The organism is Pseudomonas sp. 1L-E-NC-VB-C3, from assembly GCF_057291535.1.
Genome location: NZ_JBXAWD010000002.1, coordinates 72831 through 87540, shown reverse-complemented (window position 1 = coordinate 87540; position 14710 = coordinate 72831). Strand labels below are relative to the sequence as shown.

11 protein-coding genes are annotated in these 14710 nt (G+C 60.7%); 5 read left to right on the top strand and 6 right to left on the bottom strand.

Annotated elements, in window-relative coordinates:
- Positions 1-77: 77 nt before the first annotated feature.
- Genes AC0Z5Z_RS03850 through AC0Z5Z_RS03840 form a run of 3 tightly spaced genes read right to left on the bottom strand, consistent with a single transcriptional unit; the run spans position 78 to position 2316 of the window.
- Positions 78-1016, bottom strand: coding sequence for a FecR family protein (locus AC0Z5Z_RS03850; RefSeq protein WP_485610710.1), 939 nt, complete (start codon positions 1014-1016; stop codon positions 78-80).
- A 32-nt stretch (positions 1017-1048) separates the two neighbouring features.
- A complete protein-coding gene (locus AC0Z5Z_RS03845; protein ID WP_041480103.1) occupies positions 1049-1600 on the bottom strand; it encodes an RNA polymerase sigma factor in 552 nt (183 codons plus the stop codon).
- A complete protein-coding gene (locus tag AC0Z5Z_RS03840) occupies positions 1597-2316 on the bottom strand; it encodes a secretin and TonB N-terminal domain-containing protein (protein ID WP_485610837.1) in 720 nt (239 codons plus the stop codon). The genes AC0Z5Z_RS03845 and AC0Z5Z_RS03840 overlap by 4 nt, the downstream gene beginning before the upstream one ends.
- Positions 2317-2466: 150 nt before the next feature.
- Between AC0Z5Z_RS03840 and AC0Z5Z_RS03835 the strand changes: the two genes are divergently transcribed.
- The gene (locus AC0Z5Z_RS03835) at positions 2467-2769 is read left to right on the top strand and encodes a hypothetical protein (protein ID WP_041480100.1); all 303 of its coding nucleotides are present in this window, start codon (positions 2467-2469) and stop codon (positions 2767-2769) included.
- 180 nt (positions 2770-2949) lie between these two features.
- Here the strand turns inward: AC0Z5Z_RS03835 and AC0Z5Z_RS03830 are convergent, their stop codons facing one another.
- Positions 2950-3390 carry a carboxymuconolactone decarboxylase family protein gene (locus tag AC0Z5Z_RS03830; protein WP_485610709.1) on the bottom strand — a complete coding sequence of 147 codons (441 nt, stop codon included), beginning with the start codon at positions 3388-3390 and terminating at the stop codon, positions 2950-2952.
- A 444-nt stretch (positions 3391-3834) separates the two neighbouring features.
- Between AC0Z5Z_RS03830 and pdxR the strand changes: the two genes are divergently transcribed.
- The 4 genes from pdxR to AC0Z5Z_RS03810 all read left to right on the top strand — a co-directional run bounded on the left by pdxR (position 3835) and on the right by AC0Z5Z_RS03810 (position 7853).
- Positions 3835-5268, top strand: coding sequence for a MocR-like pyridoxine biosynthesis transcription factor PdxR (pdxR, locus tag AC0Z5Z_RS03825; protein ID WP_485610708.1), 1434 nt, complete (start codon positions 3835-3837; stop codon positions 5266-5268).
- 123 nt (positions 5269-5391) lie between these two features.
- Entirely contained in the window at positions 5392-5685 is a 294-nt protein-coding gene (locus AC0Z5Z_RS03820; RefSeq protein ID WP_016774982.1) for a putative quinol monooxygenase, read from the top strand.
- Positions 5686-5877: 192 nt separating this feature from the next.
- Complete coding sequence (locus tag AC0Z5Z_RS03815) at positions 5878-6279, top strand: cupin domain-containing protein (RefSeq protein WP_252884338.1); 402 nt, start codon at positions 5878-5880, stop codon at positions 6277-6279.
- Positions 6280-6554: 275 nt separating this feature from the next.
- A complete protein-coding gene (locus AC0Z5Z_RS03810) occupies positions 6555-7853 on the top strand; it encodes an NHL repeat-containing protein (RefSeq protein ID WP_252878331.1) in 1299 nt (432 codons plus the stop codon).
- 61 nt (positions 7854-7914) lie between these two features.
- Here AC0Z5Z_RS03810 and AC0Z5Z_RS03805 read toward each other — a convergent pair whose 3' ends face one another.
- Together AC0Z5Z_RS03805 and AC0Z5Z_RS03800 are read right to left on the bottom strand one after the other, a co-directional pair.
- The gene (locus AC0Z5Z_RS03805; protein WP_095180183.1) at positions 7915-12810 is read right to left on the bottom strand and encodes an NAD-glutamate dehydrogenase; all 4896 of its coding nucleotides are present in this window, start codon (positions 12808-12810) and stop codon (positions 7915-7917) included.
- Positions 12811-13289: 479 nt separating this feature from the next.
- Complete coding sequence (locus AC0Z5Z_RS03800; protein WP_485610707.1) at positions 13290-14684, bottom strand: hypothetical protein; 1395 nt, start codon at positions 14682-14684, stop codon at positions 13290-13292.
- Positions 14685-14710: the final 26 nt, after the last annotated feature.

The following is a 14710-nucleotide window of genomic DNA, read 5'->3' as shown; positions in this document are numbered from 1 at the left end:
CCCACAGAAAGCAAAAGCAAGATCAGAAGATCGCAGCCTTCCGGCAGCTCCTACATTTGGATTGCGCTGGGCTTTGGTTAGCTGAGCACGACCACGCCGCCGGGGAGTTCGGTACATTTGACGCCGTAGGCGTCGCGGATCAGCAGGGCGACGCCGGCGAGTTGGTCGAGGTTGAAGCGGGCCTGGACGCGGCGTTGGCCGAGTTCGCGGTTGAGCAGCAGGAGCATGCCGGGGCGGTAGCGGTTGATTTCGTCGATCATCTGGCTGAGGGTGGCGCCGTTGAACACCAGCACTTGTTGGCGCCAGTTCATCACGGCGGCGGTGTCGACGGTTTGCACGTTGCCGATTTGCCGTGCGTCGTAGGTGACTTGCTGGCCCGCTTCGAGGCGCAGGTTGCGGCCTTCGATGGCGACGTCGACCGTGCCGTCGAGGCAGGTCACGCAGACTTGCTGGTCGGTGTTGCGTAGGTTGAAGCGGGCCTGGCTGGCGCGCAACCACCCTGCTCCGGCCTGCATTGCCAGTGGCAGGCGTGCGGTTTGTACTTCGACTTCGCCGCTGACCAGTTCAAAACCCTGCACGCCGTTTTCGACGCTGCGCTGATTGATGCGGGTTTGGGTGTTGAGTTCGAGGCTGACGCCTTGTGCCGGTTCGACCCGGCGTTGCTCGCCGACTTCAGTGATGTAGTCGGCGCCCAGTCCTTCGAAACCACCGGGAATGGTGCCGCGCACCAGCAGGAATGCGGCGGATGCGGCAATCGCGCCGCCGAGGAATGCCCGTCGACCGAAGCCGCGTCGGCCCTGCAACGCTTCGGCGGCCGGTTGCAGGTGATGCCACAGCCGCTTGGCTTCTTCGAACGCCCGGGCGTGTTCGCCACTCTGCGCGCACCATTCGCGCAGGGCGCGGGCGTCGGCGACGGTGGCGCGGCCCGAGGTCAGCAGGATCAGCCAATCTTGGGCTTCGCTGTGCAGAGACTCGGTGGCCGAAGGCTCGGCGGGTTTCAGTCGAAAGATGTTCAAACGCGCAAATTCTCAACGGATTAATCGGGTCACTATTCGCTAGACGGTTTTCCGGCCCCGCGACCGAACCGCTGAAACACTTTTCTTTCCAGTTTTGCTGCGCAGAAGCCCAGCGCGGCTTTGATTTCCTTCTCGACCATGCGCGTGGAAATGCCGAAACGCTGGGAGATTTCCAGGTGCGGCGCTTCTTCCAGCCGCGCGGCGATGAAGATCCGCCGACGTCGTGCGGGCAGTTCGTACAAGGCGCTGAGCAGGGCCTGCATTTCCTTTTGCCCGCCGACCACCCGCGCCGGGTCGAGGGCTTCGTCGCCCAGTTGCAGCAGTTCCTCGACTTCGGTGCCGGTGAGCAGGCGCGCATCGGCCTGACGGCGGTCGGCGGCGATGTTCAGGGCCATGCGATACAGGTAGGCGTTGGGCTTGAGCAGGTTCGGCGGGGTTTCCATGCGATCGACCCGCAGCCAGGTTTCGTGCAGCACGTCGTTGGCCAGGTCCTCGGAACCGAGGCGGCGGCGCAGGCGCACGCGAAAGTCCTCGTAAGAGCTGAGGAACAGCTGGCCCATCGTGCTTTGTCCGGCGTCTTTCATCCCCCGGAAACTCCTTCCCATCTCGTGCATTCCATGCGCTTCCCTGACGACTCCGGTAACAACAGCAACGTGACCGGCTGGCGCAAGGCGCTGGGCGTCGGCCGATCGATTGTGAGGTTGCGAAAACTTTCCACCAGCGCGTTATCGCGCCGTACATCGCCGGTCGAAGTAACCAACCGGTTGTGCTGCACCACGCCGTCGCGCCCGACCCACACCTGCAACACCGCGCGATAACTGCCCGGCCGTGTCAGCGGCGAGCGGCACAGCTTGCGCTCGATCGCCGCTTGCACCGCCGTCGCATAACTGCGGTTGACCGCGACAGCGGCCGGCGTGGGTTTGTCCGTCGGCACCGGCAGATCTTCCACCTGCGCCGCTTGCAGGGTGAACGCGTCGGCGCGGGCGTAACGCGCCATCAACCCGGTGCCGCCGAGCAAATGGCGCAAGGCATCGGCGGCGGTGAATTCGCCATCCACGGCGAGGGAGCGGCGGCCCCGGCTCAACTGGCTGTCGACCAGCACCGCGACGCCCGTGGCGCGGCTGTATTGATCCAGCGCCCGAGCGAGTTCCTGCGCCGGGATGTGCAAGGTCAGGCGCATATCCGCCGCCGGATCAGCATTGGCCGCGCAGGTCAGCAGACCGAGCAGCCACCCCAGACCCGCGCGGCGCACAAGCGTCGCCGAGCGCTGAAGACTGATCCGCGAACTGCCTCGCTGCACGACTGGCGCACCCCTGAAAATCGCTATCCTGCGGGGCATTTATGACTCTGGTATGACGGGCGGTGCAAAAAAACCATCACGGGTTTTGCGCCGCGCTTGCACTAGACTCAAACCCCAGAGCGGCCCATTCGGGCGGGCCAGGAGGCGGACATGAAAACGCGGTGGATGTGGGTCTTGCTGATGACGGTGGGCGCGGCGCAGGCCGAAGAGCCGCTGGGCTGTGTCGAGGTCACGGTCGGCGGTTACAAGGCGCCGAATTACGATTGCCTGAGCCAGCAGATGGGCAACAATCCCGACGGCGCGGCGGCGGCGCAGAAGAACATGGAAGCGTTGAATGTGCCGGTGCACAAGCGCGCGCCGAATCAGGTCGGACTGGCGACCCCGGCTGCGACCAGTACGCGGATGGGGAATACGTTTGGCACCTCGGTGAAACCGCAGCGGCCGGCGAATTGAATCGCACTGTGGGTGCTGAGGGATTTAGCACCTGTGGTGAGGGGATTCATCCCCGTTGGGTTGCGCAGCAGCCCCGAAGTCGCCTGACTCTGATCTGTCAGATAAACCGATTTCACCGTTTTGGCGTCTGCTGCGCAGCCGAACGGGGATAAATCCCCTCGCCACAGGGAGGGGGGCTTTTCAGTCACTCGGGGTCTGACGGAAGCTGACAGCCAAACGATTCCAGCTGTTGATGTTGCTGACCGCAACCGTCAAGTCCACCAGTTCACCTTCATCAAATTGCTCGCGCGCTTGCTGGTAGACGTCATCCGGCACGTGGCTTTCGGCCAACAGCGTCACCGCCTCGGCCCAGACCAGCGCCGCCCGTTCGCGAGGGTTGAAGAAGTTGCTGTCGCGCCACACCGCGACCGCATACAGGCGCCGATCGCTCTCCCCGGCCCGCCGCGCGTCCACCGAATGCATGTCAGTGCAGAAGGCGCAGCCGTTGAGTTGCGAGGCGCGGATCCGGATCAATTGCAGCAGCGGCGCTTCGATGCTCAGGTTGCTGGTCAGCGCCTCCATGGCAAGCATCGCTTTCATCGCCTTGGGCGAAGCGTTGTAGTAATCCAGACGCAGGGACATGGCGCGGCTCTCGGCAGGCGGAATGATGAGTTTCACGGTAAGGGCTGTGCGGGCTGTGTTACAGCCCCAATTCCATGAATTCCGGCTACACCAATGAACCTCGGCCAAACGCAATACCTGTGGGAGCGAGCCTGCTCGCGAAAGCGGTTTCCCAGACAAATATTCATCCACTGCACCACCGCCATCGCTGGCAAGCCAGCTCCCACAAGGTTTAACGTCGTTCACAAGATTTGTGCACGCCGCAAAAACTGTGGGAGCTGGCTTGCCAGCGATAGCGGAGTGTCAGACAACGAATCTGTTCAATGACACACCGCCATCGCGAGCAGGCTCGCTCCCACAGGGACTTGCGCCAATTTGCGGTTTTTACTCCACGCAACTACTGCCAAAAGCCCAACAACGCTAATCTGACCGACACTTCACTCAACACCCGGGAGCCTCGTCGGTATGGAACTTCATGTCGTGATCAACGGCCGCAAGGATCTTGCCGGTCAGTTGTATCAGCAGTTGCGCGCGGCGATTGAATCCGGGCGGTTGGCGGCGGGTACGCAGTTGCCGCCGAGCCGCTTGCTGGCCGAGCAATTGGGCATTTCGCGCAAGACCATTTCCGACACTTATGCGCAGCTGACCTACGAAAACTACCTCACCGGCGTCATCGGCAAAGGCACCTATGTCAACGCCCGCCCGGCGCAGGTGCAGCGCAAGCAGAGCCACACCGAGCTGGCCAGTGCCGAGGTGATCGAGAGCTGGCGCAATCTGCCGGTGTTCCTCCGTCACCCGACGCTGGAAGGTTCGCTGCGCTACGACTTTATCGGTGGCGCCACCAGCAAAGGCCAGTTCCCCCACGACGACTGGCGCCGCTGCGTCGCCCATGCGATGCGGCAGATGGCGCAGTCGAAAGGTTTCTACAGCGTCGCCGAAGGCTTGCCGGCGCTGCGCAATGCGATCGCCCGGCACATCGCGTTTTCCCGTGGCATCAACTGTCAGGACGAGGACATCGTGGTGTGCAACGGCGCACAACAAGCGCTGGACCTGATTGCCCGCGTATTGACCCGTCCCGGCAGTCTGGTGGCCATGGAAGACCCCGGCTACCCGCCCGCGCGCTTGTTGTTCGGCACGCATGGCGCGGAGGTGGTCGGGGTGCCGGTGGATGCCGAGGGCATTCAGGTCGAGCACATTCCCGATGGCACGCGGCTCATTTACGTCACCCCGTCGCACCAGTTTCCGCTGGGCATGGCGATGAGTCAGGCGCGCCGCGAGGCCCTGCTCGCCCGTGCCCACGAGCTCGGCGCGATCATCATCGAAGACGATTACGACAGCGAATTCCGCTACGAAGGCCGGCCTACGGATTCGCTGTACAACCTCGATCAGCGCGGCATCGTCGCCTACGTCGGCACCTTCTCGAAAACCCTGCTGCCGGAGTTGCGCCTGGGCTACGCGATCCTGCCGCCGTCGATCATCGAGGCGGTGATCCGCGCCAAACAGCTCACCGATCTGCACGCCTCGACTCTGCCGCAATGGGCGCTGGCCAAGTTCATCGCCGAAGGTTGCCTGCTCAAGCACATCCGCCGCTGCCACACGATCTACGCGCAACGCCGCGAGCGGATCCTGGCGCGCATGGCGACTGACCTTGCACCGTGGCTGCAAGCCGTGCCGGCCAGCGCCGGGTTTCACATGGCGGTGTTCTGCAAGGTGCCTATCGATTTGCCGTTGGTCATCGAGCTGGCAAAAAAGGTCGAGGTCGGCCTGTATGCGATCAGTGGTTTCTACTACCAGCAGCTGGCGAAAGAAGGCCTTTACTTCGGTTTCGGCGCCATCGAAACCCTCGACATCGACATTGCCCTCGATCGCTTACGCGACATCCTCGAACAGCTGTCATGAGCCGTTGGTATAAGGCTTTTACCGCCGATTGGTTATTGGTGATTCACGGCGGCAGGCCTATTCTGCACAGGCGTTATCCCTCAGTGAGCAGGATTCGTCCGGCCTGATTCAGGAGTGTGAGCAATGTCCAACGAAGTGATCAACACGGTTGAAGTGAAGGCTGTTGCGGGCCGCTCGGAAGAGCTTGGCAAGCAATTGCAGAAGATCGTCGATACCCTGCGCGAAACCCCGGGCTGCGATTCCTACCTGGTCGACCGCTGCCCCGAGGACAGCCACCGCTGGACGGTCAGCGCGCGCTGGCAGTCGGAAGCGGCGATGCAGGCGCATTTCAACCGGCCCGAGGCACAGGGGTTTATCGACCTGATCGATAGCCGCCTGGCCAATAGCGTCGATTTCAACAGCTTCCCTATCGTCTAAAAGCAAGATCAAAAGATCGCAGCCTTCGGCAGCTCCTACTCTGGAATGCGTTCCCCTGTAGGAGCTGCCGAAGGCTGCGATCTTTGCTTTTGAACCAGAATTGGTCACCTGATCTTCGCGAATATTGGCCGTTTGAACCGGCCACATTGCGGCCTACTGTGAGCACACCCCCACCATCACAGGTAACCCGCCATGAAAGCCCTGCACCTCGTCGCTGCCGCCCTCGCCTTCACCCTCTCCGCCTCGGCAATGGCTCACGACCCATCCGAAAAAATCACCGTCCTGCAGGACCAACTGCTGAAAAACGCCCCCGGCAAGAAAGCCATGATGATCGAAGTCGACTACCAGCCCGGGCAATCCTCGATCGCCCATAAACACGAAGGCACGGCGATGGCTTACGTGCTCGACGGCGAAGTGATTTCCCAAGTCAAAGGCGAACAGGCGATCACTTACAAAAAGGGCCAGTACTGGTACGAGCCGGCCGGCTCCGAGCATCTGGTGTCGAAAAACGCCAGCTCAACCAAGCCTGCCAGGTTGCTGGTGTTCATGGTGATGGCCCCGAACGAGCAGGTGCTGATCCCGCTGGAAAACTGATGGCTGCCTGATCACATTTGGAATGCGATCAACCGTGGGAGCGAGCCTGCTCGCGAAGGCGCCAGACCAGACACCACAAAATCCCTCAGACATTAAATCCCCGGCAAGACAGGCCATCCCGTCTTCCAAATCCACAATCATCCGCCGCTGTCCACTGTCAGGTCTGACAGTGGACAGCGCGACCGAAAGCTCCCCAAATACCAGCACTGCGTTGATTTGCCGGTCCCTATCGACTGATCGCTTTACGCAAAAACAGCGTATTCGAGGAGCAGACCATGACTGAAGTAAAAGACACCGCTGTGCATAATCTGGACCCCACTTTCGGCCCCGATAAAAATGGCCTCACCTGGTTTAAATATCCCGATCAGGAAAACGGCTTCGCCAACGCAGTTGCCGTCGCGGCGGACGGCAAGCTGCTGATCGCCGCAAGTCCGGGCAACAAGTTCGCCATTGTGCGATTGAAGCCTGATGGCACACAGGACACTTCGTTTGCCCGGGATGGCGTAGCCAGCGGGGTTTTCGCTCCAGGCTATAAATCCACGGGTGGCAGCATCAGCATCCTCAAGAACGGAAATCTGTTGCTTCAGGGTGCCTTTTATCTACACGAATACGCACAGCCACAACGCTGCCTGGCAATGTTTCGCAATGACGGAACGCCCGAGACCGCATTTGGCGTCAACGGCGTAGTCTTCGTTGATCCGATTCCGGTGCCCGCGCTCACGTCGTCCGAGATCGAACTTGGGCAAAAACGCACTACGGCATCCGATTACAGTGGCCATGCCATTGAACTGGACGACGGAAAACTGATGGTGTTGAGCAACCATCGATATTCCCCCAATGACCAATGCGGTCTTTTGATCAGACTGCAAAGCAACGGGGCTCTGGACACTGCGTTTGGCCAGGGAAAGGGTTACGTCGTGATTCGATACCTGGCCAACTTCACGTGGGCTGGCTCACTGATCCGGCTCCAGGACGGCAAATTCGCCATCGCAGGTTACGTTTCACGTGAAAACCGCTACCGCGCAATGATCGCCCTCTTCGACGCCACAGGTAAGCCTGTCAGCAGCTTTGGCGATAACGGTTTTGCCCTGTTCGACCGCCTGGACAAGCTCAGTCAGATCAACCAACTGGTCGAAATGCCTGGTGGCAACATCCTTGGCATCGGTAGCGCCACCTCGAAGGATTTTGTTCACCAGGGCGTCCTGGTTTGTGTCGACAGGAACGGGAAATACGCCATCGACTTCAATGAAGGGAGGCCTGTCCTGACGTCCTATCCAAAAGCCCTTTTCGGCATCCAATGGACTGCTGGCACGCTGAGGGACGGACACATCGTCGTGCTTTCCAGCACCCACGGCGAACAAGACTCGGAAATCGTCATTGCCCAGTTCAAATCGGACGGCTATCCAGATCGCGATTTTGCCGACGACGGTGTGCTGGTCATCAATCTGACCGGCGTGCTCGACATGGCGGGAGGCCTTGCCATTCAGGACAATCAGATTGTCGTAGCCGGAACATCCCTGCCCCGTACGGACGGCGTCGGTAGCTTCGCCTTTCGCTGCGCCGATACGTTCTGAATGACAGACAAGAAAAAGCCCCGCCTCTTTCGAGAGCGGGGCTTCTTCATTCAGCCACTACTTACGCCAGTTCAAGCTCGGCATTCGCAGTGATCGCAGGCACGATCGCTTGCCCACTCAACGCCAGATCCAGCAGCTCACGGTTGGCCACCGCGTACATGGCGTAGTCCGTACCGCTCGCAGCACGGATTTCCACCAGCATGGCGCGCCAGCGTTCGATCATGCTTTCGTGCTGGGCCATCCACAGCGCCAGGCGTGCTTCCACGTCCTGCGAGCCGTCGCCCTGTTGCAGGACGGAGATGGTGATCGCCCGTTGCTGCCAGTCGACGTCATCACGGAACGCTTCACGGGCCAGAGCCTGCCAGTTGTTTTCAACCGGCAGAGCGCTGATCTGTTGCAGGTACCAGGTGATGTCCAGCGCAGAGCCGACGGCGAAGTAGGCCTTGGCCACTTCGGCCGGGTTCTGCCCGGTGACGTCTGCGGCTTCGATGATCGGCAGCAGCGTGTACAGGTGCGAAGTGCCCGCAACCATACGCGCCAGCAGTTCCGGCACACCGGCTTCGACGTACGCTTGATAACGCGACTGCCAGTTCTCGCGGATTTCGCCGCTGAGCAGCTCGTCGAGTTTCAGGCCCAGTTCTTTCAGGTGCGGACCGAAATGCGCGACGTCACGGGCAGCGTTCTGCTCGTTGCGGCGGGCACGCAGGAACCAGCGCGTGGCGCGACGGCCCAGACGCATCAGCTCGTCCATCAGCTCCAGCTGCACGTCAGCGGAAACCTGGTAGTCCAGCGCTTCGATCTGACGGAACCAGTGCGGGAGGTGGAAGATGTCGCGCACGATCACGTAAGCGCCAGCCACGTTTGCCGGGCTCATGCCGGTCGACTCTTTGAGTCGCTGCACGAAAGTGATGCCCATGTGGTTGACCAGATCGTTGGCGATCTGCGTGCTGACGATCTCGCGCTTCAGACGGTGGCGACGCATGGCTTCGGAGAACTTGCTGACCAGGGTCGGCGGGAACGCCGTTTCCATGTCGCGGGTCAGGTAGTCGTCGTCCGGCACCAGCGAGCCCAGCAGCTGCTCTTTCAGGTCGATCTTGCTGTAGGAAATCAGCACCGACAGCTCAGGACGGGTCAGGCCGTGGCCCTCAGCGACGCGCTCGGTCAGTTGCTCTTCGGTCGGCAGGAACTCGATGGCACGGTCCAGCTTGCCACGGCCTTCCAGATCGCTCATCAGACGCTTGTACTCAGCGATGCGCGCGTAAGCACGGCGCGCCGCCAGGGACAGGGCCTGAGTCTGCTTGTAGTTGTTGCCCAGCACCAGATTGCCGACTTCGTCGGTCATGCTCGCGAGCAACTGGTTGCGTTGCTTGTCGGTCATGTCACCGGCCTGAACCACTTCGTTCAGCAGGATCTTGATGTTCACTTCGTGGTCGGAGCAGTCCACGCCACCGGCGTTGTCGATGAAGTCGGTGTTGGAACCGCCGCCATTGAGACCGAATTCCACACGACCCAGTTGGGTCATGCCGAGGTTACCGCCCTCGCCCACGACTTTGCAGCGCAGCTCGTTGCCGTTGACGCGCAGTGCATCGTTGGCCTTGTCGCCGACATCGGCGTGGCTTTCGGTGCTGGCCTTGACGTAGGTGCCGATACCGCCGTTCCACAACAGATCCACCGGCGCCTTGAGCAAGGCATTGAGCAGTTCGGTCGGGGTCAGCTTGTCAGCCTGGATGTCGAAGCGTTCTTTCATCTGCGGCGAGATCGCGATGCTCTTCGCGCTGCGCGAGAAGATACCGCCACCTTCGGACATGATGCTGGTGTCGTAGTCGGTCCAGGCCGAACGCGGCAGGTCGAACAGACGCTGACGCTCGACGAAACTGGTCGCCGGGTTCGGGTTAGGGTCGATGAAGATGTGCATGTGGTTGAACGCAGCGACCAGTTGCAGCTTGTCGGACATCAACAGGCCGTTACCGAACACGTCGCCGGCCATGTCGCCGACGCCAACCACGGTGATGCTGTCTTCCTGAACATTGATGCCGCGCTCGCGGAAGTGGCGCTGTACGCCGACCCACGCGCCCTTGGCGGTGATGCCCATTTTCTTGTGGTCGTAACCGGCCGAACCACCGGAGGCAAACGCGTCACCCAGCCAGAAGCCGTAGTCGATGGCGATGCCGTTGGCGATGTCGGAGAAGGTCGCAGTGCCCTTGTCCGCCGCGACCACCAGGTACGGGTCATCATCGTCATGACGCACGACGTTGACCGGCGGTACCAGGGCGCCGTCCTTCAGGTTGTCGGTGATGTCCAACAGACCGGAAATGAAGATGCGGTAGCAGGCGATGCCCTCGGCCGCGATCTCGTCACGGCTGCCGCCCAGTGGCAGGCGACGCGGCAGGAAGCCGCCCTTCGCACCCACCGGCACGATGACCGAGTTCTTCACTTGCTGGGCTTTTACCAGGCCGAGCACTTCGGTACGGAAGTCTTCTTCACGGTCAGACCAGCGCAGGCCACCACGAGCAACGTTGCCGAAGCGCAGGTGCACGCCTTCGACGCGTGGCGAGTAGACGAAGATTTCAAACTTCGGCACTGGCTTGGGCAGCTCAGGGATCGCATGCGGGTTGAACTTGAAGCTGAAGTACGACTTGTTCTGGCCGTTGGCGTCAGTCTGATAGAAGTTGGTGCGCAGGGTGGCTTTGATCAGGTCGAGGTAACGACGCAGGATGCGGTCTTCGTTGAGCACCTGAACATCGTCCAGTGCAGTCAGAATCGCTTGTTCCAGACGCAGCTGCTTGTCTTCCAGATCATCGCTGCCGAGCTTGCGTGCCAGGTAGAAACGGGTCTTGAACAACCGGGTCAGCTCGCGAGCGATGTCGGTGTGGTTGTTCAGGGTGCTGGCGATGTAACCCAGGTCGAAGCCCAGACGAATCTGCTTCAGGTAACGGGCGTAGGCACGCAGCAGCGCGACGTCGCGCCATGGCAGACCGGCGGTCAGCACCAGACGGTTGAACGCATCATTCTCGGCATCGCCGCGCACGATGTGCACGAACGCGTCCTGCAGCGTGTCGTTGAGTTGCTGGATGTCGAGGTCCAGACCTTCAGCGGCGGTGAAGGCGAAATCGTGAATCCAGAATTCGCGGCCGTTGGTGTGGCGCAGGCGGTACGGGAATTCACCCAGTACACGCAGGCCGAGGTTTTCCAGAATTGGCAAGACGTCGGACAGCGCCAGCGGCGTGTCGGCGTGATACAGCTTGCAATGCAGCTCGCGCTGGCCGGAGACCTGACCGAGCGGCTGATAGAAGCTCATCACCAGCGGATTTTTTTCGTTGAGGCTCAGCAGGTGCTGCATGTCGACCACGGCCGAATGCGCGGCGAAACGCTCGCGGTAACCGGCCGGGAAGCCTTTCGGGAAGTCGGCCAGCACGTTGGTGCCGTGGGCTTCGCCGAAGCTTTCGACGGTCAGTGCGGCGTAATCGTCCTGCCAGCTGCGGCAGGCCTGAACCACTTCTTTTTCCAGCAGCAGCGGGTCGATGTCGAGACGGTTCTTCGGATCGACGCGCAGGATCAACTGCACGCGGGCCAGCACGGATTCCGAGAAGAAGGTCCAGAATTCGCAATCGGACGCCTTCAGGCGCTCCATCAGCACTTGCTGGATCTTCTGGCGAACTTCGGTGGAATAGATGTCGCGCGGCACGTAGGCCAGGCAGTAGCAGAAGCGACCGTACGGGTCTTTGCGCAGGAACACGCGGATCTTGTTGCGTTCCTGGATCTGCACGATCGACATCACGGTGGTGAACAGTTCGTCGACCGGGGTCTGGAACAGGTCGTCACGCGGCAGCACTTCGAGGACCTGTGCCAGTTCCTTGCCCAGGTGAGCCTTGGACTGGAAGCCGGAGCGGCGCTCGATTTCTTCGACCTTGCGGCGGATGAACGGGATGACCCGCACGCTCTCGCCGTACACCGACGAGGTGTACAGGCCCATGAAGCGGTGTTCCTTGATGACTTTGCCGTCGGCGTCGATTTCACGGATCGACACGTAGTCCGGGTAAGCCGGACGGTGCACACGGCTCGGGTGCGCAGCCTTGGCGAACGACAGCAGGGTCGGTTCGCGCAGATAGGACACGGCGTAGTCTTCGATGCGCAGGTCTTCGTAGGTCAGGCCGGTGCGCAGCAGTTTCGTCAGGCCGAGGAAGGAGTTCCGGTCGTACTCGATGTGGCCGCCATCGGCCTGATCGGTGACCACGAACTCTTCGTAGCCGAGGAAGGTGAAGTGGTTGCCCACCAGCCATTCCAGGAAGCTCTTGATTTCGTTCTTTTCGTCGGCATCGACCGGATAGGCGCTGTTGTCGAGCTGGGTGAGGATGTCCTGCACCTTGGCTTTCATCGGCTCGAAGTCAGCAACGGCGACGCGCACTTCACCTAGCACCTGCTCAAGCTCTTTGCTCAGCACATTCAGCTCGGCCGCGTTGGCGCAACGGTCGATTTCCAGGTACATCAGCGATTCGTGCAGCACGCCTTCGCCGGTGCTGCCTTTTGGCAGGATTTCCAGCAATTCGCCCTTGCTGCCACGACGCACGCTGAGCACGGTGGTCTGCAGGGTGTGAATGCTGTAGCCGCGACGGTTCAGCTCGGTACGCACCGAGTCGACCAGAAATGGCAGGTCGTGGTGCAGCACTTCGACCGCGGTGTGGGTCGACTGCCAGCCGTGGCGTTCGTAATCGGGGTTGTAGACACGCACTTGCGGTTGCGCGTGATCGAAGCGCTCAAGCAGGCGCCACGCAGAGAGAGTACAGCCAGCGAGGTCGGAGAGACGACGTTGAGTCAGCTCGTCCAGGGAAATGATGCCGAAGAATTGTTCAGCGAACAGCGCCACTTGTGGCAGTGCCTGTTCACTGATGTGCTGCGCCAGTGCCGCTTGCAGTTGGTGCTGGAAGTCGGCTTTGCTGGCTGCGGTGAAGAACGCCATCTGTGGTACTCCGCTTAAGCTTGTTATTGATGGAAAGCGTCGCGTGCAACACCCCTTTCGGGGCTGGTGTCGCCCTGTTCCTGATTCTCGGGCAGAGGAAACAGGGAGACAGGTGGGTGAAGCTGGACGGGACACTCAGGTCACATTCACCTTCCATGAATGAGCATCTGCAAAAGCGACTGCCAGCACTGCCGACAATGCCTTTCCGGGTGCTCATCCGTTGCGCAGCTTAATGGGTGCGACAATGTGTCTGCTTGCGGTGCTGCGACATATTCGGTCATTGGCACGTAAATGCAGGGTTTCGCCTGCTTCAACACTAGCAGGCGTGAGCTTAAATGCAGGCTCGACACCCCGGTTTCACGGGACTTTCGTGCCAGGACAATCCTTGGGAACGTTACATATCCGGAAACGAAAACGCCCAAGGCCCTGTTATCGACCCTGAGCGTGGCATCCGGTCCAGCGCTGGCGGTTGACGCGGATCAGTCCGGCAGTTCCTCAAAGGCTCTGAATTTGCTCACCGTGGCGCAGTCGTAGCACATCGTCTGCAGGATCTGCTTGTCCATGCTGGCGTCAATGTTGCTCGAATCGCATTCGCGGCAGAACAGGCGCAGATTGCCCAGCAAGTCGCTGTCGAACGCTACGGCGCTGAAGAATTGCGGAACCAGTTCGTCGCGCCAGTACATGCCCGGCGACTTTGAGAATCCGGCGCCGCTGTCCTTCAGCACTACGTCGTAAAGCAGTCGCTGCAAGGCTGTCTGCGGCACCCGCGCATCACGATGGCCGTTCTTGCGCCAGTTACGGACGAGCGCGTCCTGCGCCGTGCCCAGCATGTTGCGCGGAATGGTGTTGGAGGCGTGACTGCGCCCTTTGGAATTGCCGGTGGCATAAAAGTGCGCGGCGTTTCGTACCGCCAAGCGGGCGAAGTAATACAACTGACTCACCGAGAAGTCCTGCAACAACTGCCCGACCACCTCATCGGCACGGGCTTCGGCCGTGAAGGCGAAATCCACCTCACTGGCCAGCACACGAATGTATTGAAGCGACTCTTCGCGGGCGAGACTGAAGACCAGCGAATAGATTTCGCTCTTCCAGGCAGCCTTTACGCTGCCCGACAATTCCTGATACAGCGCCAGATACAGATTCTCTCGGTTACTGCGCGCCGCGCCATCCAGCGTGACGTTGGGCAGCCAGCGCACGGCGCTGTACTCGCGAATACTGCAACCCTCGCTGCGATCGAAGGCGTTGATATCGGATTCGGTGGAAACCGCCAGCACCCCGGCTTCGTGCAGGTCTTTGAGCAACTCTTCCCGCGCCTCGAAGGTCAGGGCGAGCAGCTCCTCTCGGGATGGCGCGTTCAACGGCGCAATCCATTCAACGTTTGCGCCGTAGCCATCATCGAGCAAGGCAAGCAACGTCAACTTCTGCACAAAGCCCAGATTGGCGTAAGGCACTGCAGGGAGTTGCGCGCCATATCTGGCCTGCAACTCCAGACGGTCCCGCGCTGCCCGGGCGGCCATTTGTTGCTGGCGAACCTTGAAACATTCTGTGCAGTTGCACGCTGCGTGGCGGCCATTGGCGCCGGGGACACTGTGCTGGTGCTCACAGCGGACGCATTTGAATGCACTGCGCAACGAAAGCGGAGTTCCCCTGGCGTAGCGGCGCATCCACATCGGCAGTTCACAGTAAGGACAGGTGAGGTCTGTGCTGACGATCGGTGGCAGAACTTTTAGCAGACTGCGCACCGTGGAAGGAATCTGGAATTGCTCCATCAGCTGCGAAGTTTTCTCACCTTCCAGATAGCGCTTGTAGATCTCCTCGATCTGTTCGTCAGACAGGTGGCGAATTTCTTCGGCGCGTTCGAAATATTGAGTCATGGCAAAGGTCCTTTTTCGGGGTTTTG